The sequence below is a fragment of the Hyphomicrobium sp. genome, assembly GCF_019744875.1.
Taxonomy (GTDB): Bacteria; Pseudomonadota; Alphaproteobacteria; order Rhizobiales; family Hyphomicrobiaceae; genus Hyphomicrobium_C.
Window position 1 is genome coordinate 1 of record NZ_JAIETU010000003.1, and the last position, 17,214, is coordinate 17,214.

Annotated in this window: 28 protein-coding genes and 1 tRNA gene; 18 read left to right on the plus strand and 11 right to left on the minus strand. The window is 63.5% G+C overall.

Annotated features, from left to right (window positions below; translation table 11 throughout):
• Positions 1–8: 8 nt before the first annotated feature.
• Entirely contained in the window at positions 9–239 is a 231-nt protein-coding gene (locus K2Y42_RS06770) for a hypothetical protein (protein ID WP_291150253.1), read from the minus strand.
• Positions 240–327: 88 nt separating this feature from the next.
• Between K2Y42_RS06770 and K2Y42_RS06775 the strand changes: the two genes are divergently transcribed.
• Positions 328–927 (plus strand): hypothetical protein, encoded by a 600-nt coding sequence (locus tag K2Y42_RS06775; RefSeq protein WP_291150255.1) that lies wholly within the window; start codon positions 328–330, stop codon positions 925–927.
• On the opposite strand, the gene K2Y42_RS06780 is transcribed toward K2Y42_RS06775, so the two are convergent.
• Positions 924–1,343, minus strand: a complete 420-nt coding sequence (locus tag K2Y42_RS06780; protein WP_291150257.1) for a hypothetical protein — start codon at positions 1,341–1,343, stop codon at positions 924–926. The two genes, K2Y42_RS06775 and K2Y42_RS06780, sit on opposite strands and share 4 nt — an antisense overlap.
• 302 nt (positions 1,344–1,645) lie before the next feature.
• Between K2Y42_RS06780 and K2Y42_RS06785 the strand changes: the two genes are divergently transcribed.
• From K2Y42_RS06785 to K2Y42_RS06860, 16 genes are all read left to right on the plus strand, one after another.
• Positions 1,646–2,434: a hypothetical protein gene (locus K2Y42_RS06785; protein WP_291150262.1), complete on the plus strand. Its 789-nt coding sequence runs from the start codon at positions 1,646–1,648 to the stop codon at positions 2,432–2,434.
• A gap of 100 nt (positions 2,435–2,534) precedes the next feature.
• On the plus strand, positions 2,535–2,873 hold the full coding sequence (locus K2Y42_RS06790) for a hypothetical protein (protein WP_291150265.1): 339 nt from the start codon (positions 2,535–2,537) through the stop codon (positions 2,871–2,873).
• On the plus strand, positions 2,870–3,022 hold the full coding sequence (locus K2Y42_RS06795) for a hypothetical protein (protein ID WP_291150267.1): 153 nt from the start codon (positions 2,870–2,872) through the stop codon (positions 3,020–3,022). Before K2Y42_RS06790 ends, K2Y42_RS06795 begins: the two co-directional genes overlap by 4 nt.
• A 433-nt stretch (positions 3,023–3,455) precedes the next feature.
• Positions 3,456–3,674, plus strand: a complete 219-nt coding sequence (locus K2Y42_RS06800) for a hypothetical protein (protein ID WP_291150271.1) — start codon at positions 3,456–3,458, stop codon at positions 3,672–3,674.
• A complete protein-coding gene (locus K2Y42_RS06805) occupies positions 3,674–4,438 on the plus strand; it encodes an ERF family protein (RefSeq protein ID WP_291150274.1) in 765 nt (254 codons plus the stop codon). The genes K2Y42_RS06800 and K2Y42_RS06805 overlap by 1 nt, the downstream gene beginning before the upstream one ends.
• Positions 4,435–5,079 carry a lambda exonuclease family protein gene (locus K2Y42_RS06810; RefSeq protein ID WP_291150277.1) on the plus strand — a complete coding sequence of 215 codons (645 nt, stop codon included), beginning with the start codon at positions 4,435–4,437 and terminating at the stop codon, positions 5,077–5,079. Before K2Y42_RS06805 ends, K2Y42_RS06810 begins: the two co-directional genes overlap by 4 nt.
• On the plus strand, positions 5,076–5,303 hold the full coding sequence (locus K2Y42_RS06815) for a hypothetical protein (protein ID WP_291150281.1): 228 nt from the start codon (positions 5,076–5,078) through the stop codon (positions 5,301–5,303). The genes K2Y42_RS06810 and K2Y42_RS06815 overlap by 4 nt, the downstream gene beginning before the upstream one ends.
• 65 nt (positions 5,304–5,368) lie before the next feature.
• A complete protein-coding gene (locus K2Y42_RS06820) occupies positions 5,369–5,554 on the plus strand; it encodes a hypothetical protein (RefSeq protein ID WP_291150284.1) in 186 nt (61 codons plus the stop codon).
• Between the two features lie 71 nt (positions 5,555–5,625).
• A complete protein-coding gene (locus tag K2Y42_RS06825; protein ID WP_291150287.1) occupies positions 5,626–5,988 on the plus strand; it encodes a hypothetical protein in 363 nt (120 codons plus the stop codon).
• 136 nt (positions 5,989–6,124) lie between these two features.
• The gene (locus tag K2Y42_RS06830) at positions 6,125–6,442 is read left to right on the plus strand and encodes a hypothetical protein (protein ID WP_291150290.1); all 318 of its coding nucleotides are present in this window, start codon (positions 6,125–6,127) and stop codon (positions 6,440–6,442) included.
• A gap of 8 nt (positions 6,443–6,450) precedes the next feature.
• Complete coding sequence (locus K2Y42_RS06835; protein WP_291150292.1) at positions 6,451–7,608, plus strand: hypothetical protein; 1,158 nt, start codon at positions 6,451–6,453, stop codon at positions 7,606–7,608.
• A 47-nt stretch (positions 7,609–7,655) separates the two neighbouring features.
• The gene (locus tag K2Y42_RS06840) at positions 7,656–7,865 is read left to right on the plus strand and encodes a hypothetical protein (protein WP_291150295.1); all 210 of its coding nucleotides are present in this window, start codon (positions 7,656–7,658) and stop codon (positions 7,863–7,865) included.
• Between the two features lie 227 nt (positions 7,866–8,092).
• Positions 8,093–8,395 (plus strand): hypothetical protein, encoded by a 303-nt coding sequence (locus K2Y42_RS06845; protein ID WP_291150297.1) that lies wholly within the window; start codon positions 8,093–8,095, stop codon positions 8,393–8,395.
• Between the two features lie 148 nt (positions 8,396–8,543).
• On the plus strand, positions 8,544–9,197 hold the full coding sequence (locus K2Y42_RS06850; protein ID WP_291150300.1) for a hypothetical protein: 654 nt from the start codon (positions 8,544–8,546) through the stop codon (positions 9,195–9,197).
• A gap of 1 nt (position 9,198) precedes the next feature.
• Positions 9,199–9,510, plus strand: coding sequence for a hypothetical protein (locus K2Y42_RS06855; RefSeq protein WP_291150302.1), 312 nt, complete (start codon positions 9,199–9,201; stop codon positions 9,508–9,510).
• Between the two features lie 151 nt (positions 9,511–9,661).
• Positions 9,662–10,675 carry a site-specific integrase gene (locus K2Y42_RS06860; RefSeq protein ID WP_291150304.1) on the plus strand — a complete coding sequence of 338 codons (1,014 nt, stop codon included), beginning with the start codon at positions 9,662–9,664 and terminating at the stop codon, positions 10,673–10,675.
• Here the strand turns inward: K2Y42_RS06860 and K2Y42_RS06865 are convergent.
• A tRNA-Lys gene (locus K2Y42_RS06865) sits at positions 10,647–10,807 on the minus strand. The two genes, K2Y42_RS06860 and K2Y42_RS06865, sit on opposite strands and share 29 nt — an antisense overlap.
• 259 nt (positions 10,808–11,066) lie before the next feature.
• On the opposite strand from K2Y42_RS06865, the gene K2Y42_RS06870 reads away from it, so the two are divergent.
• Positions 11,067–12,005: a DMT family transporter gene (locus K2Y42_RS06870; RefSeq protein ID WP_291150306.1), complete on the plus strand. Its 939-nt coding sequence runs from the start codon at positions 11,067–11,069 to the stop codon at positions 12,003–12,005.
• A gap of 16 nt (positions 12,006–12,021) precedes the next feature.
• Here the strand turns inward: K2Y42_RS06870 and K2Y42_RS06875 are convergent, their stop codons facing one another.
• The 8 genes from K2Y42_RS06875 to K2Y42_RS06910 form a co-directional block, all read right to left on the minus strand.
• On the minus strand, positions 12,022–12,231 hold the full coding sequence (locus K2Y42_RS06875) for a hypothetical protein (protein WP_291150308.1): 210 nt from the start codon (positions 12,229–12,231) through the stop codon (positions 12,022–12,024).
• 104 nt (positions 12,232–12,335) lie between these two features.
• The gene (gene tgt / locus K2Y42_RS06880; RefSeq protein WP_291150311.1) at positions 12,336–13,520 is read right to left on the minus strand and encodes a tRNA guanosine(34) transglycosylase Tgt; all 1,185 of its coding nucleotides are present in this window, start codon (positions 13,518–13,520) and stop codon (positions 12,336–12,338) included.
• Positions 13,513–13,782 (minus strand): hypothetical protein, encoded by a 270-nt coding sequence (locus K2Y42_RS06885; RefSeq protein ID WP_291150314.1) that lies wholly within the window; start codon positions 13,780–13,782, stop codon positions 13,513–13,515. Before K2Y42_RS06885 ends, tgt begins: the two co-directional genes overlap by 8 nt.
• Positions 13,775–14,890 carry a tRNA preQ1(34) S-adenosylmethionine ribosyltransferase-isomerase QueA gene (gene queA, locus K2Y42_RS06890; RefSeq protein ID WP_291150315.1) on the minus strand — a complete coding sequence of 372 codons (1,116 nt, stop codon included), beginning with the start codon at positions 14,888–14,890 and terminating at the stop codon, positions 13,775–13,777. Before queA ends, K2Y42_RS06885 begins: the two co-directional genes overlap by 8 nt.
• Before the next feature lie 291 nt (positions 14,891–15,181).
• Positions 15,182–15,559, minus strand: coding sequence for a DUF423 domain-containing protein (locus K2Y42_RS06895; RefSeq protein WP_291150317.1), 378 nt, complete (start codon positions 15,557–15,559; stop codon positions 15,182–15,184).
• 38 nt (positions 15,560–15,597) lie between these two features.
• Positions 15,598–16,050 carry a DMT family transporter gene (locus K2Y42_RS06900; protein ID WP_291150320.1) on the minus strand — a complete coding sequence of 151 codons (453 nt, stop codon included), beginning with the start codon at positions 16,048–16,050 and terminating at the stop codon, positions 15,598–15,600.
• A 33-nt stretch (positions 16,051–16,083) separates the two neighbouring features.
• Entirely contained in the window at positions 16,084–16,551 is a 468-nt protein-coding gene (locus K2Y42_RS06905; protein ID WP_291151418.1) for a peptidylprolyl isomerase, read from the minus strand.
• 99 nt (positions 16,552–16,650) lie between these two features.
• Complete coding sequence (locus K2Y42_RS06910) at positions 16,651–17,139, minus strand: peptidylprolyl isomerase (RefSeq protein ID WP_291151421.1); 489 nt, start codon at positions 17,137–17,139, stop codon at positions 16,651–16,653.
• Positions 17,140–17,214 lie beyond the last annotated feature (75 nt).

Here is a 17,214-nt window from a genome sequence, read left to right on the forward strand (position 1 = left end):
CCCCCCCCCTAAGCGTGTGCTGCGCGTCGCTCAGGACGCGCCCGTTCCAAAGGGCGCCGGTAGTTCTCCATGAACCGGCGAAGCTCGGTTGCCGTTTTGGTGTAGACATCGCCGCCCTCACGCAGACGGAACACGAGCGCGCTATCGTTCTTGGCGAGAACGCCGAACTGGGTTGCATTCATCTCGTGCTGGATGATGAACGCTTCGATCTCTGCGAGAAGTTGGGTAGGATCGCTCATGTCGGGCACTATAATTGGAAGCGTCCAAGTCTGCAAGTGGGATGCTTCCACGGGGACGGGCACCGCTGTGGAGGACTAAAAAGCGGTCATGCCTGACAACTGGTACGACCGCCTCATAGAACGAATGGAAAGCCTCGGCCTCAACGAGGCGGAGGTGATCCGGCGTGCGCAGCTAAGTGGATCGTGGTTTACGGACCGGAACAGGGGCAAAGCGCAGCAACCTAAGATCGACACGATCATGAAGCTGGCGGCAGCCGTGCATTGGCCGGTGTCTGAATTGCTTGGCGAAGGCGCGCCTGACGGGTTAAGGTTGACTGTTCAACACCGCATCAAGGCAAACGAAATGTGGGCGGAGAAGGCCGACGGGAGACCCCGGGAGCTGCCTTTATCGTTTTTGTCTCAGACGTTAGTCACGCTGGAAGTTGAGACCAACGATTATCGCAGTTCTGGGTATCGCAGGGGGGACGTGGTTTCGGGAGCGCCGTCGTATCGGCACTTTGACAACCACATTGGATCCGATTGCATCGTCGAGACCGACGCAGGTGAAAAACTGTTTAAGGTTTTAGCAAAAGGTTCAATGCGTGGCCGATACACGCTGAAGTCGTTTGATCCGTCGCAAGACGACATACAGGATATCAAGATTAAGTGGGTTGCGCCGGTGCAGATAATACTGCGCGGAACTGGCTAATCCGGCTGCTCCTTTGAGAGGTAGTCGGCCAAGACTTTATCACCTTCGTTGGATACTGTGAGGCAGCGCTCAGAGTACCTGGTCATCGCAGAAGCGATGTTGACGCAGTTGCCGTTGACGAGGGTCATCATCGCCGCGCCCTCAGCTTTCATCCGCGACTGCATAGCGTCTTCTGTCATTTCGATCATTTTGCCCACCATCCAGCCGCGCTGGATTAGCGCGTCTGCGGCACGGCTGTAGCCGACAACCGTTTCTGGCGGCGTAGTCGGCGTGTTCATCACGCAGCGCTGAACCAGCAAAAAGTAGTTCGCGCACGTCAGCAGTTCGTTCTGCAGGTTGTTGAGCGCGCGTATTTCTCCAGTGCCAAAGGCCGCCTGCTGCGCCAGCGCCGGCTGACACAGGAGCAATACCGTCAACGCCGCTCGTCGCATCTGGACCCCCGACAGATTTTCTGACTACGGAAAAGTAGGCCCCTTTCCCGAGCGTGTCGACCGCCTTCGCTCGCGTGTGCGAGAGAGTTACGCACACAAAATTGGAAACTTCCAAGTTTGTTCTTGACGACTTGGAAGCTTCCAATTACAGATTTGGACATCACCGGGGGCGCATCGCACTCCTTCTCCCCGATAGCGCAGGTGATCCCCGGCGGGCGCGCTTCCTCCTTTAGCGCTTTCCCAAAGGCCCGCCGGGGCACGCAATTCGAGAGGACAGAGGGCTCAATATGAACGACGCCGCCCACACCGCAGCCGAAGCCTACGACCGCTACATGGCGTTCCTTGGCGAAGACCGGATCGTCCAGTCCGCCTGGCACACCGAGAAGGATGGACGTCAGCTCGCATGTGCACTGGGCGTGCTCGGGAGCGACGTCGACGATCCGGCCAAATGCCCGGCCGAGATCATGCCGCGCTGGCTCGCCCAGATGGTCCCGCGGTTCTTCGACAATCAATCCGAAGAAGACGCAAAGGACTGGGGCACGCGCTTCTACGCCGAGTTGAAGCGCATCGACGGCAAGGTGCCGTTCACGGTCGTCTACGACTGGCACGCGAACATCGTCGCACCGCTCGCGATTGAAGTTGCCGCGCTGCGCAAGCGCGATGCGGCCCCCCACGAAGCTCTGCGTGACCTGCATGCGCGCGCGCTGGCGGGAGACCGCGCAAGTCGCGACGAGTGGCGCGCAAAACTTCGCTACGCCTACGCCTACGCCTACGCCGACGCCGACGCCGACGCCTACGCCTACGCCGACGCCGACGCCTACGCCTACGCCTACGCCTACGCCGACGCCGACGCCTACGCCGACGCCAACGCCTACGTCTACGCCGACGCCGACGCCTACGCCGACGCCGACGCCTACGCCTACGCCGACGCCTACGCCGACGCCTACGCCGACGCCGACGCCGACGCCTACGCCTACGCCGACGCCGACGCCTACGCCCGGCGTCGCGTCTTCAAACGGCTCGCGGACGGCATGGTCGAGTGTCTGGGCCGAGTGCCCGCGCCGCAGCTTTCTTAAAAATTTTCGTTCCGGGGCAACCCGGCGTGGGGAGGGAGGCAGAGCGGCAAAGGGTCAGCCGCTCTGTCTCCCGAGCACCGAGAGCAAGAACGAGGACGCCATGCGCCACGAATTCACAATGCCGGGCTACACCAAGATCGAAGGCGATAGCCTTTACACCCACGACCTCGAATGCGCCGTGGAGATCGAGCCCGACGAAACGAAGCGCGACGCGGACTGGTACATCGCCCGCTGCTTCATCGAACACAAAGCGCGCCATGGCTTGGCCTGGCAGAAGCTCTCCCAATCCCACCCGCTGTTCGCAGAGATTCGCGACTGGGCGATGGACACCTACCGGCACAAGCTCTCTGAGCTTTGGGACGACTACCTGCTCGACAAGCCTCGCCAGCGCCCGCGCACCGATCGCGACGAGCACGCCACACACGGAGGCGTGCTGTGATCACGGCAACCCTCACCGACTCCGCAGGCGAGCGCATCGCTCCCGTGGTCCAGTCCCAGAACCTCGACCTTCTCCGCTTTCACATCGAACTGTTCCTGCTGCCGATGATCGGCCCGGGCGACAAGATCGAGATCGGAGACCCGCAATGACCGAAGCCCTGTTTTTCCTCTGCGGGATCATGATTGGAATTTTCGTTGGACTTCTCGCGATCGGCAAGATGGTGAGTGAGAAGCGCCGCGATCGAGATCAGTAGCGTCCAAGTGGCGTCAGCGTAGAACTCATGTGTCCGGGGGGACATGGAAATGGAAGCTCTCAAGCAGGCCGCATCCATTGCGGCGGTGAGCACCGGAAGCGCTGTGTTTGTCGGCGTCGCTTTGGCCATGCTCGTGATGGCGATGGCAGGTTGAGTCATTCCCGCGCGGCAAGTCGGCCCCTACCCGACGCTGGAGCAACAGCCAGCACGCCGCGCGGGATCTCAGATGGAGACACAGATGATCGCACTCGATTGGGGCGTCGCCCTCGGAATCGTTCTTCTCGCACTCGGCGTCTGCGGGCGCAGAGACAAGCTCTAGGAGCACGCACATGGTCATCGACCTCAACGCAGCACGGGCACGGCGGGCTGATCGCGAACGGCGCGCACTCGAACGCAAGCACAACCCGACCTTCACGGACGACGCGTTTTCAACCTTCGTGATCGTGGGCGTGATCATCGGAACGGCGTGGCTGTTCACGCTTCTATCGGGTCCGAGTGATTTTAAAGCCGAGTTCAACACTTGGCTCGCACAGCAGGAGTGGAAGTGATGCACACCGAGCAGACCAACGTCGAGGCTTTGAAGCCGGTCAAGAAAACCGAAGCCAAGGCCGTCGCTAGGCGCGAAGCATCGCCGCCGGCTGCTGCCATGACCCCGATGGAGATGCTGTCGCAGGCCATCGAGCGCGGCGCAAGCATGGACCTACTCGAAAAGCTCATGACGCTGCAGGAGCGTTGGGAGGCGAACGAAGCCCGCAAGGCGTTCGATGAAGCCGTTGCCGACGCCAAGGCGGACATCAAGCCCATCGCTCGCAACGCAACCGGCCACAACAGCAAAAAATACGCGGACTTCGGCGCCATCGCAAAAGAGGTGGACCCGATCCTCGGTAGGCACGGACTGTCGTATCGCTTCCGGACGCAGCAGGGCGAGAAAATAAGCGTGACCTGCGTGCTCGCGCACAAGGCCGGCCATTACGAGGAAACAACGCTCTCCGGTCCTGCTGACGCGTCCGGCAGCAAGAACGCCATCCAGGCCATCGGCTCCACCCTCACCTATCTCCAGCGCTACACGCTGGTGCAAATGCTCGGGCTCGCTGCATCAAGCGACGACGACGGCAAGGCCGCCGGCGCGCCAGACGATGGCTCGCTCATCACCGAGGACCAGCTTGCCGAGTTGATAGCGCTCGCCGACGATCTCGGCGCCGACAAGGCGAAGTTCTGCAAGTTCGCCAAGATCGAAAGCTTCGCCGACATTCGGGCCTCCAAGTTCGAGGACGCCAAGGCTGCGCTCCGCAGTCGGGCGCGGGCGTCATGAAGGTGCTTGACCTCGAACAGGGCAGCGCCGAGTGGCGATCCGCACGCCTCGGCATGGTCAGCGCCTCGCGCATGGCCGACATGCTGGCGACCACGAAAACCGGCTGGGGCGCATCTCGCGCGAACTATGCCGCCGAGCTTATCGTAGAGCGCCTGACCGGGACGCCGACCGAGAAGTACACGAACGCCGCCATGGCGTGGGGCACCGAGAACGAGGAAGACGCCCGCAATGGCTATGCGTTCCTGCGTGATGCAGAGATCACGTCCGTGGGGCTGGTGCTGCATCCCACTATCGAGATGGCGTGTGCGTCCCCGGACGGACTTGTGGGCGACCACGGTCTGATCGAGGTGAAGTGCCCGCTTACTGCAACACATATCGAAACGCTGCTCTCGGAGACTATTCCGGACAAGTACGCCAAGCAGATGCAGTGGCAGATGGCGTGCACCGGCCGGCAGTGGTGCGACTTCGTTTCGTTCGATCCTCGCGTGCCCGCTGAGATGCAGTTTTTCATCCGACGCGTTGAGCGCGACTCCCACCGGATCACCGAAATGGAAGCGGCCGTCAAAGACTTCCTGGCCGAGATAGCGAGCACACTTTCGAAGCTGCAAGCCAAATTCCAAACGACGAGGGCTGCAGCATGACGACGATCCGCAACGTCCTGCAGTTCCCCCGGATGATCCGGGAGATGAGCGAAAAGCTGGAGCCGCTGGACGCCGAGCTTGCGGTCATCCGCGAGATGAACTGGCAGTTGGACAAGCTGCCCAACGACGCCGCCGTGGTTCGTGCCGTCCGGTACGTGATGGAGCACCGCGGTTTCACGATCAACGACATGAAGGACCCGTCCGATGGCGATAACGAGGTGTGACGTCCATGGAATTACCTTCGATCTCGACAGAACCACAGACTGTCCAATCTGCGAATGCGCCTCCGATGTCGAGCGCTACGGCATCGAGCCAGCGCATGTTCGTAAGCGCTCCCCCGAAAAAGCCGTTCATCTGCTACCGGCAGCGGTTGGAGATGGCACAGACCGCAGCGAAACATGGCCTCGGTTTCGAGGATCTTCAGGTCACGTTCAAACTGGTTGAGCGCGACGCTCGGAAACTCGTGGGACTGTGATGGCCTCCCAGATCAAGCACCCCAAGGCAGGTCTCGCAAATTTCCGCCCACCAGTACGGGAGAGGACGAAGGTGAAACCGTCGGCACAGCAGAGACGTGAGGGGAACTGCGAAAAGCACCTCGCTCTCATCAGAGAGTTGCCGTGCTGCGTCACGGGACGCGCGGGGCCGAATGATCCCCATCATCTGAAGTCCGGGCCTGCCGCAAAGGAACGCGGCGTGGGCATGCGGGCTACCGATCGATGGGCGGTGCCACTGTGCCGTGTGGCTCACGACGAAGTCGAACGCATCGGCTCACGTCACGAAGAAAAGTGGTTCCGGGAAAACGGCATCCCGGACGTGGTTGAGCTTGCCGCCGCGCTCTGGAACTCAACGGGCGATGTGAAACGTATGACGAAGATCGTGCAGAGCCACATGGGGAGGGCACCGCGATGAAAGAGATGTGGTGGTTTTTGCGGGAGTCCTACCGATACGTTGCGCCGCGCGGCCTTAGAGCCCACGCAAAATTTGCAGTCGATTTGCCGGGTGCTGCATGGCGCTTTTACCGATCTAAGCCCGAGTGAGGTCCCCCATGTCTGAACCTACCCATGGCGATAACAACGATTTCCTTTTAGGCGCGCAGGATGAAAGCAAATTCACCGCCCGCGACATCCTCACCTACCTCTACGCCGAGAGCAAATGGGACGAGGATGTTGATGGCGACGCCGACGACGAAGGGCGCTCATTCACCATCGTCAATCACGACATCCGCATTCGGGACAGCCTGCTGGATGAGTTGATTGACATGGCCGGGATCAAGCGACGCGGGATGGAGAGTCCTTTGGAGGCGCTCGCTCGCGCCAACGAAGAAGACTGCGCGGTGGAAATCGCCAAGCGGCAAACGAAGTAGGACACCCCATGACCACACGAGAAGAACAGAGAGACGTGGCGCGCGATCTTCTCAGCACGCTCGCTGAATGGCACTCCACCATTCGCATGTGGAGCGGTTCCGCATTTGTCGCAGGCGAGGACATCGGAGACGATGCCGGGGCACGCAAGCAACTGTATCTCGACCTGTGCCGCATTGGGAACGAGACCGTGTGGATGGAAGACCAGATCACCCGTCTCCGCGCCTCACAAGCCGGGGGAGCGCCTGCGGGGTGGGCTCTCGTGCCGGTGGAGCCTACCAAGGCAATGCTGTCCGCGTGGGCTCACCTCTTCTCCCGTGGGTCGGACGCATGCTACGTCGCGATGCTCTCCGCCTCTCCCCCACCGCCCGCAACAGACGGGGAATGGAAATGGCAGCCTGGGCAAGTGCGCGACCTGCATGATCTGAAGCGAGCGCTGGAGCTTCGACTCGAACGGGCGCAGGCCGCGTTGGCTCGTTGCCAGGAAAACGAGCCGCTCGACCGGAATTATATTCGCGGGCAACTCCAAGAAATTGAAGTGGCCCAGCATCTCGTCGAGGTCGTAATGAGTGCACCCGCAACAGACGGGGACGCACTGAGGGAAGCGCTGGAACCGTTCGCGCTGTGGGCGACGCTCATGGACAAGGACGCGCCCGACGATGCGCACCTACCCGCGACCGTGCCGCACCTCAGCTTGACGCTTGGTCAAGCTCGGGCCGCAGCAGACGCGCTCGGGCTAGTGCACGCTTCTGACGACCCACGGTTCAACGGCGAGCGGGACATCGTTCTCGACGCCCTCGCATCCTCTCCACCCCTGGCCGCAGCAGATGCAGTGGAAGCAGAGCGGGAGGCGTGGAACCACATCGACACGCTGCCGCCGCCAGGCGAGCGGCCCGGAACCGTGTGGGTGCTCGTTGAAGGTTCGCAGCTCCACAGTGGAATGAGATGGTATCGGCGCCATCCCGGGCTCGCGCGCACGCACAACGAAGGCTTTGAGGATGAGGACATTCGGGCGATTGAGGCGCGCGACCACATGGACAGTGGAACCGGCCGCGTCACGCACTGGCTACCGATCAAGCTACCTAGCTTTCCGGCTCGCGGAACTGAGGGAGCAGTAGTCAAGGATTCCTTGACTACTGCCGCTGACGAGGTGGCGGAACCCCAATGAGCAACCGCCGCCGCAGCAAATACCGACCCAGGCAGGACGATCCTCGCATGTCAGAACCGCGCCCATACAATCTGGACGACCCCGCCGAAGTAGACCGGCTCCATCACGAGCTTCAAGGCTACATGCGCGTGAGCCTCATGGACGGCACCGACACAGAGGGCCGCGCCCACGCATACGCCGGGCTCTGCGAATTCAACCGCAGACGATTTCTCGCCAAGACGGCTCGCGGAACTGACGAGGTGGGAAATGGCAACTAACCCCAAGATGCTGCCCTGCCCAAAGTGCGGGCTGACCGATTTCCTTGAGGTCTACGACTACGACGGCGCGCGGTACGTTGAGTGCAACAACGGGTTCAACAGCACGCCGACACCGCCAGCCAAGACGGCATGCATGTACCGGAGCCACCCGGCCGCGACTTCGGCCCGGTTCGCGATCAAATTTCACAACGAAAAGGTCCGCGCTCGCGGAACTGACGAGGTGGGAAATGGCTGAGCGCGGTGCCGAGTTTCAATTCGCCGCACACAGCGTCGACGAGTTGCCGCCCGCAGGCGACCAGCAACGCCTCGACGTGCTCGCCGTCTGCATTGCCAACCAACAACGAGCCGGATTCGGTGCCTACCTCGACGTGCGAGAGGTGAAGTGCGCCGACTGCGGTGCTTCCGGGTTCAATACGGGCTGGGGGTTCTGGCGGTTTTCGTGTGGCCTTGAAGTGATGACCGACGGCGAACCTTCCGAACCATGTGGCGCTCTCGGCGCAGACGCCTCAACTGAGGGAGCAGAGAAATGATACCGCCGGAAATCGCTGATCTCGCAGACTTGATTTGGCCGGGCTGGGCGGAGCTTGACGACGAAGCGTCGCGAGAGGTCATCAAAGCAGCCCGTCGCATTCACGATGCGGGGTATCGCCCTACCAGCGCAGGGGGGCGGGAGACACCATGAGCACCGTCGCCGCGCTTTTCGTTGAAACGGATGGCTGCTATTTCGAAATTGAAGACGTGGCGCCGTGGGACATCGGTCGCGATGCACGCAGATATCGGGGGCCGTATCCGGTTGTGGCGCACCCTCCATGCCAGCGGTGGGGCCGATTTTGGCACGGCAGCACACGCAAGCCGCACCAGTTCAAACTCGGAGATGATGACGGTTGCTTTGCGGCAGCGCTCGCTGCGGTGCGCCGCTGGGGTGGCGTTCTTGAGCACCCAGCGGACAGTCATGCCTGGCGGGCATTCGGCCTCAACCGCCCCGACCGCGGCTCGGGATGGGTTGCTGCGGACTTTCAGGGCGGATGGACCTGCTGCGTGGAGCAGGGTCACTATGGGCACATGAGCCGCAAGCCCACTTGGCTCTACGCCGCGCACGTCGATTTGCCGGCATTGAACTGGTCGAAGGGTGAACAGCGCCTGCACCCAACTGCCCTGGCGCGCTACGGGTACGCGAAGGCGCGTCGCATCGGCATGACCGCCATGGTTGGCGGCAAGGACAAAACCAAAATCCGCAACGCCACACCGATTGAGTTTCGGGACGTGCTTCTGGCGATAGCCCGCTCAGCGCAGAAATCCGAAGTGACCCTCCCGGATCTGGAGACGACCTGAAATGAGCACCGCCCCGGAGAAAAACCTATTCATCCCGCTCCGCCACTATTGGTTCTGGGCCTTTGATACCCATTCGAAGGACACGGAATACCGCGCCTATGGTCCGCGGTGGAATGAGCGAACCTGTCGTGTTGGCAGGCGCGCGACGCTCTCGCTTGGCTACAGCGGTCCTCGCATGGAGCGGGTCATTTCATCGTTTCGCGTGCTGGACTGGTCAGACGCGCCACCCGAAGCGCAGGACATCTATCCACTCGCCACCCACATCGCTGCAATCGGCTTGGCGACCCTCCCGGATCTGGAGAACGTGGAATGAACAAGCTCCTCGACATTGAGGAAGTCGCCAGCATTTTGCGGGTCAGCATCAAGACCGTAAAGCGGCTGCCGATTCAGTTCTCGCGGGTCGGGCGGTTCCGGCGGTACGATCTCAGGGACATCGAAGCTTATCGGAAGGACGCGATCGAGCCATGTCCATCTACAAACGCCCAGGATCGCCGTACTGGTACTCGGAGATCATTGTCAGGGGGCATCGGTCTATCCGAAGCACTCGCACAACATCCCGCCGCGACGCAGAGGCGTTCGACAGAGAGCACCGGAAAGAAATCACAGCTCGCGCCGGAAAACCAAAACGGGCGAGCCTGACGCTGGACGAAGGATGCGGACGCTACTGGATCGAAAAGGGGAAAAATCTTGGCTGGGCCGAACACGTCAAAAGACACCTCAAGTGGATTGTTGCCAGCGGCGGTCCGGATCTCATTCTGGCCGCCTACGGGACCAGCGACGTCGGGCAGCTTGTTGCTTACCGCGCCGCTCAAGGCGCGGGAGCGAGCGGCATTAATCGAACACTTGCGGTCTGCCGCCAAGTCCTGGGTCGCGCGCAAAAGGCGTGGGGCATTGAAATCCAGCACATCGACTGGAAAGCCCACTGGCAGAAAGAGCCCAAAGGGCGCGTCCGCTGGCTCACGCTCGCGGAAGTCGTCCGGCTCTGCTCGTTCCTCCCGCACCACATCCGCCTCGCGGTCGAGTGGTCGGTCTACACGGGCTGCCGGCGCGAAGAAACCTTCGGCCTGAAATGGACCGCCGTGGGCTTGGAGCGCGGGGCTGTGGAAGTCGAGGGGAAGACCGGCAAGCGCACCGTCTGGCTCTCCGCGGAGACGCGGGCCATCATCGAGCAGTGCGACCGGAGCCAGGTCTACGTGTTCGACCGGACCAACTGGCGGAAGCACTGGGAGGCGGCGCGAAAGGCGGCGGGCATCACCAATTTCCGCTGGCACGATCTCAGGCACACGCACGCCACGTGGCTGCGCCAGGGCGGCGCTCCGCTCGAGATCGTGGCGCGGTCGCTGGGACACTCAACGATCGCCGTCACGCAGCGGTACGCGCATGTGGACGACCGGGAAGTGAAGGATGCTCTCCGGGCACTGCCGAGCCTGTCGGAGGCGAGCGGGAACGTGGTGCCGATGAAGGGGAAAAAAAGCTAGGGAATCACGCGCTCCGATGCAGCGATCCCCGACAATCGTCACCGACAGTGTTTAATTCGCGTTGAAAGTGTTATATATTATGCCAATTGGCTCATGATTAAAAGTCACGTGCTCTACCGCTGAGCTACCGGCCCACAGCCGCGCAGCGCGGAGTGCCCCCCGCGGACGCCAATCATGGAGTGCGCTTTCTAAGGGCGGTCCCGCGGCGGGTCAAGGCGAGGCGCAAGCGGAAGCCGAGATGTCACGGGAAAGCACTTTCCTCCGCCCGGATCCGCCCCCGAAGGCGCCCTGCACACACCCCAATCGCGCTCCCGGAAAAATGCCGCGTCTCAAACCGGCGTCCTTGGTCTAAGAGAGGGCACCTCGCTCACCTGGTGCGATTTCCGGTGCCATGACAACCACCACGCCGACCCACCCCCCCGAGACCGCGCGCGACCGCCTAAAAGCCATCGGCCTGATGGTGGCCGCGGTCGTGCTGTTCTCCGGCCTCGACACCGCCGCCAAGTACCTCGTCACGCGCGAAGGCTTGTCAGTGGCGCAGGTCGTGTGGTCGCGCTTCATTGTGCAGTTCGTGCTTTTGCTGGTGTTGTTGCCGGCCTTCGGCATCATGAGCGCCAAGGCTCTGTTCACGACCAACCGCTTAGGCCTGCAGATGGCCCGCTCGGTGCTGATGGTCGGCACCACGGCTTTCAACTTCCTGGCCCTCGAGCATCTTCGTCTCGACCAGACGATCACGATTGTCTTTCTCGCTCCGCTCGTCGTCGCCCTGCTCGCCGGCCCGCTGCTCGGCGAGTGGGTGGGAAAACGCAGACTGATCGCGATCCTCGTCGGCTTCATCGGCGTCGTCATTGCCGTGCGCCCGGGCCTCGGCGCCGTACCGCCCGCCGTGCTCTATGCCTTCGCGGCGATGGCGGTCTATGCCCTGTTCATGCTGCTCACGCGCTACATGGCCCACCTCGACCCGCCGCTGGTCACGCTCTTCTATTCGATGTTCGTCGGCACCTTTGCGGGCGCGCCGTTCGCCTTCGCGTCGTGGAGCACGCCGCCTGACACCCTTTCGTGTGTGCTGCTGGCTTCGCTCGGCGTCCTCGGCGGAACGGGGCACTGGTTGTTTCTGCACGCCTATCGCCTGGCGCCCGCCTCCGCCATCGCGCCGTTTCTGTACATGCAGATCTTGAGCATGGTCGCGTTCGGATTTGCCGTGTTCGGCGACCTTCCCGACGCCTGGACGCTCGCCGGCGCATCGCTCATCGTCGCGTCCGGCGTCTACCTCGTGCAGCGTGAGCGCCGCCTCGCCCGCGAGATGGCTGACGCCGCCCCGCTGGCGTAGACGGCGGTCGACTGCGTCAGCACTGGCGTCCGACGGCGCGGCGCGCCACGCAACCTGCGACCAGCCCGCCGAGCTGAGCGGCATCCTTCGCGGTCTGCTTGGCGTGGCGCGCGCCATTCTTGACGGTGCCCTTGACGACATCGGTGAGGAAGCCGGCCTGGGCGCCCACGGGAAGGGACAAGGCGGCAGCGGCAAGAACCAGTACGGCAAGGCGAGTACGGCGCATAAGGGCGTCTCCCAGTTTTCCCGAGCGCGCCGGATTGGCGCCTCGCTGGGAGGCGTATGACATTTGCAATCCTGTCCCGCAGTTCTCTGCGAAACACGCGATTATCAAGTCGTCGTCTTTGGAGCCACGACGCGCGCTTTCGTCTCGTCCGCCCAGGCCTCGAAACGGCCGTCCTCGATCGCCGCACGCATGCCCGCCATGAGTTCCTGATAGAACACCGTATTGATCCACGAGAGGATCATCGCGCCGAGATACTCCCCGGACCGCATCAGGTGGTGCAGATACGCGCGCGAATACTCGCGCGCCGCCGGACACGTGCTTTGCAGGTCGAGCGGCCGGGAATCGTCGGCGTGCACGGCGTTGCGCAGGTTGACCGGCCCCTCCCACGTGTATGCGAGCCCATGGCGCCCGTTACGCGTCGGCAGCACGCAATCGAACATGTCGATGCCGCGACGCACCGCTTCGATCAGATCGAGCGGCGTGCCGACGCCCATGAGGTAACGCGGCTTCTCCTGCGGCAGGAACGGCAGCGTGGCATCGAGCGTCGCGAGCATCAGCTCATGGCCCTCGCCGACCGCAAGCCCGCCGACCGCATAGCCCTCGAGATCCATACCGACCAGCGCCTCAGCCGACCGCCGCCGCAGTTCTGCGTCGATGCCGCCCTGCACGATGCCGAACAGCGCTTGCCCCGGCCCCGCGCCACCGCTTGCCCGTTGCGCGAGGAACGCATTGCGCGACCGCTCGGCCCAGCGCAGCGACAGCTCCATCGCGCGCTCGACCTCCTTGCGCTCGGCCGGCAGCTCGATGCACTCGTCGAACTGCATCTGGATGTCGGAGCCGAGCAGGCACTGGATTTCGATCGAGCGCTCCGGCGTCAGCATGTGGCGCGATCCGTCGAGATGCGACTGGAACAGAGCGCCTTCCTCGGTGATCTTGCGGATCTTCGACAGGCTCATGACCTGGAACCCGCCCGAGTCCGTCAGGATCGGCTTCTCCCAGCGCATGAACGTGTGCAGCCCGCCGAGCTTCGCCACGCGCTCGGCGCCGGGGCGCAGCATGAGGTGATAGGTGTTGCCGAGCAGGATGTCCGCGCCCGCATCCCGCACCTGCTCCGGATAAAGCGCCTTCACCGTCGCAACCGTGCCCACCGGCATGAACGCGGGCGTGCGGATGACGCCGCGCGGCGTCACGATCTCGCCGCGCCGTGCCAGGCCATCGCGGCCGAGCGGACGGTAGTGAAACGCGCCGTTCTTGGTGGCGGCCGTGTCGGTCGTCGACGTGTCAGTCATTGTAGTCCTTGTCGAGAACGGGCGCATGAGGCGCTTGGGCGTCGAGTGAGGCGCGATAGCGAATGCACCCGCGCATGAATTTCTCCCACGGCGGAACGGCGATCGCGGGATCGGTTTTCTCCGGCAACAGATCCCAGAGCGCCGGGTGATGCCAGCAGAGGTCGTGCCCCGTGCTGTCACGATGGGTGCGAATGGCAGCACGCAGCTTGCGCACCTCCGCCACCAATACGGCCCGCTCCATCGTCTCCAGGTCGTCATCCATGATCGGCCTCCTCGGCTCTGAACAGAAGCGACGCATCGCCATACGAGTAGAACCGGTAGTCCGACGCGACCGCGTGCGCATACGCTGCCTTCATCGTCTGAAGCCCCGCAAAGGCCGACACCAGCATGAACAGCGTCGAGCGCGGAAGATGGAAGTTGGTCATCAGCACGTCGACGGCACGGAAACGATAGCCCGGAGTGATGAAGATCGCGGTGTCGCCCGAGAACGGCTGGATTTTTCCGTCTGCCGACGCCGCGCTTTCGAGAATGCGCAGCGACGTCGTCCCCGCCGCAACGATCCGCCCGCCCCTTGCCCGCACGGCGTTGAGCGCATCCGCCGTTGCCGCCGAGACCTCACCCCACTCCGAGTGCATCTTGTGATCGGCGGTGTCGTCCACCTTGACCGGAAGAAACGTCCCGGCACCCACGTGCAGCGTCACGAAGTGCCGCGAGATCCCGCGCGCATCGAGCGCCGCAAACACACCCGGCGTAAAATGAAGTCCCGCCGTGGGCGCTGCCACCGCGCCGTCGCGCGCCGCATAGATCGTCTGATAGGTGTCGCGGTCGCGCGCGTCCGGCGCACGCCGCCCAGCGATGTACGGCGGCAGCGGCATCGATCCGACGCCCTGGATCGCGAAATCGAGATCGGGCCCCGAGAGGTCGAACATCAGCTCGACTTCGCCCGCGTCGAGCTTATCCGAAACAGTCGCGCCGAGCGCCGACATGAGGCACGCGCCGTCCGTCTCCGCGCCGAACCGCAGCCGGTCTCCAACGACCAGCCGCTTGGCGGGGCGCGCCAGCGCACGCCAGCGGCAATCGTCCACACGCCGCAGCAGGTTGAACGAAACGCGCGACGCGACCTCGTTGCGCACGCGCACACCGTCGAGCGCCGCCGGGATCACACGCGTATCGTTGAACACAATGGCATCGCCCGGCCGCAACAGGTCCGCGAGATCGCGGACGGACCTGTCTTGAAGGACGCCCGGACCATCTCCTGCGGCCCCGCGCGCCGGATCGACCACGAGCAGCCGCGCGCTGTCACGCGGCTCCGCCGGATGAAGCGCGATACGGTCCTCGGGAAGATCGAATTCGAAAAGATCGGTACGCATGGCGCCTCTCATAGCGCCATTCCGTGGGTCTCAGGAACCCCGGAGGCAAGGCAGCGTTTATTCAGCGCACCCATTGCCGAGCTGGAGCGCCGCAGTGCCCGATCCGAACAAACCGAAACGGTCGCCTACCGACCCCGACCCGCACACGCCGCCCGAGCCGGTGAGCCCCGATCCGACGCAAGCCCCGGTGCCCCCACCGGATGACCAGCCGCCGGACCCCAAAATCGAGCCGCCCCCCGGCTCCGAGCAGCCGCCGAAGTGGGCGTGACGCACCGATCGGAGACTGGACGCTCAGCCCCTGATCGCAGCGAAAAGAGCGGTCACGGCCGCAATCAGCCATGAACCGATCAGCAGGCTTCCGCCCAACGGCGCCGCCATCGGAAACAGCTTGTCTCCGAGCAGCACACGCGAGCTGACGTCGCCTGAAAAAAGCGCGACCGCGACGAGCATCAGCGAGACGGCTCCGAGCAGCACGGTGGGCCAGGGCGTCCCGCCCGCAATCGCTGTCAGCGCAATCGCGCCGACCCCATGCAGGATGAGAAACAGCGCGGCCGTCGCCAGCGACGGATCGGCCGTTCGGTGGGCGGCTACAGCCGCCAGCACCACACCGGCTGCCCCCATCAGAGCGCCGATCCCGATATTCCAGAGCGCCCACGAACCAAACGTCATCGTCGCCTCGCCATTTCACCGCCGCTTGCGGACGGACATTAGAGAAAACGCACCATCAGCGCGCCCAAGACCGCCAGCACCGCCCCGGTCGCGCGGCCAAGCGTGAGCTCCCGCACCGCCAAGCCGAGCAGACCATAGTGGTCGAGGGCCAGACTGGCGATCACTTGTCCCGCAATCGCCAGAGCAATCACGGCACCGATGCCGAGAACCGGCGTCAGCACCAGGCTGATCGTGACGAAAATCGCGCCCAGCACGCCGCCGAGATAAAGCAGCGGCGGAAGCGATGCGACACCGCTCCACGCCACTTGTTCGCGCGCGACGACAAGCGTCACCACAAGCAGGCACAGCGTGCCGACCACGAAGGACAGAGTCGCCGCACCCAAGGGATGGCCGAGCTTGGCCGCGGCCAAGGCGTTGACCGGCGCTTGCACGGAGATCATGGCGCCCGCCAGCAAGGCCAGCGTGGCGAGCCCGAGGGCATGCAGTGACATGAGCTTTCCCATCTCCGATCTCGGCTCTGAGGATCAGGCCGCGTCGGCGGCGACCTTCACCGACACCATCTTGTCCGGGTTCTGCACCGGCTCGCCGCGCTTGATCTTGTCGACGTTCTCCATGCCCTCGATCACCTGGCCCCACACCGTGTACTTCTTGTCGAGGAAGGTGGCATCGTCGAACACGATGAAGAACTGGCTGTTGGCGCTGTCGGGCGACGAGGAGCGCGCCATCGAGCACACGCCGCGCACGTGCGGCTCGGCGTTGAATTCGGCCTTGAGGTTGGGGAGCTTGGAGCCGCCCGTGCCGGTGCCGTGCGGGCAACCCGTCTGCGCCATGAAGCCGTCGATCACGCGATGGAACACGATGCCGTCGTAGAAGCCTTCACGCGCGAGCTGCTTGATGCGCGCAACGTGGTTGGGCGCCAGGTCCGGGCGCAACTGGATCACGACACGGCCCTTGGTCGTCTCGATGATCAGCGTGTTTTCGGCATCTGCAATATCGGCCATCTAAAGAACTCCAGTGGATGTTGAATGGAATGACGCAGCGGCCGGGTGCCCGTGGCATCCGGCCGCCAACGTCGAAGCTTGAACGTCCGCTTAGGGCGTTCCGTTCGCCATGTACATCTTCACGATGATATCCGGCTTCGGCGGCGGTTCACCCTTTGCGATCTGGTCGACGAATTGCATTCCGTCAACCACCTGCCCGAACACGGTGTACTGCCCATTGAGATGGGGCGCGTGGGCGAACGTGATGAAGAACTGGCTGTTGGCGCTGTTCGGGTCGCCCGTGCGGGCCGCACCCAGCGTGCCGCGCTCGAAGGCCTGGCCGGAGAATTCGGCCTTGAGGCTCGGATACTTCGATCCGCCCCCGCCGGTGCCTTGCGGGTCGCCCGTCTGCGCCATGAAGCCCGGGATCACACGATGGAATTTGAGGCCGTTATAGAACCCTTCGTTGACCAGCATCTTGATGCGCTCGACGTGCTTCGGCGCGAGATCCGGCCGGAGCCGGATCGTGACCTTGCCGGTCTTGAGCTCCATGATCACCGTATTCGACGGGTCATTGGCGGTCGCACCGGTCGTCACCATGCTGCCGGCGCCCGCGGCGTTGGCGGCGGGGACCTGGCCGATCTGGGGAGCGCTGTTGCCGCCGCAGCCCGCGAG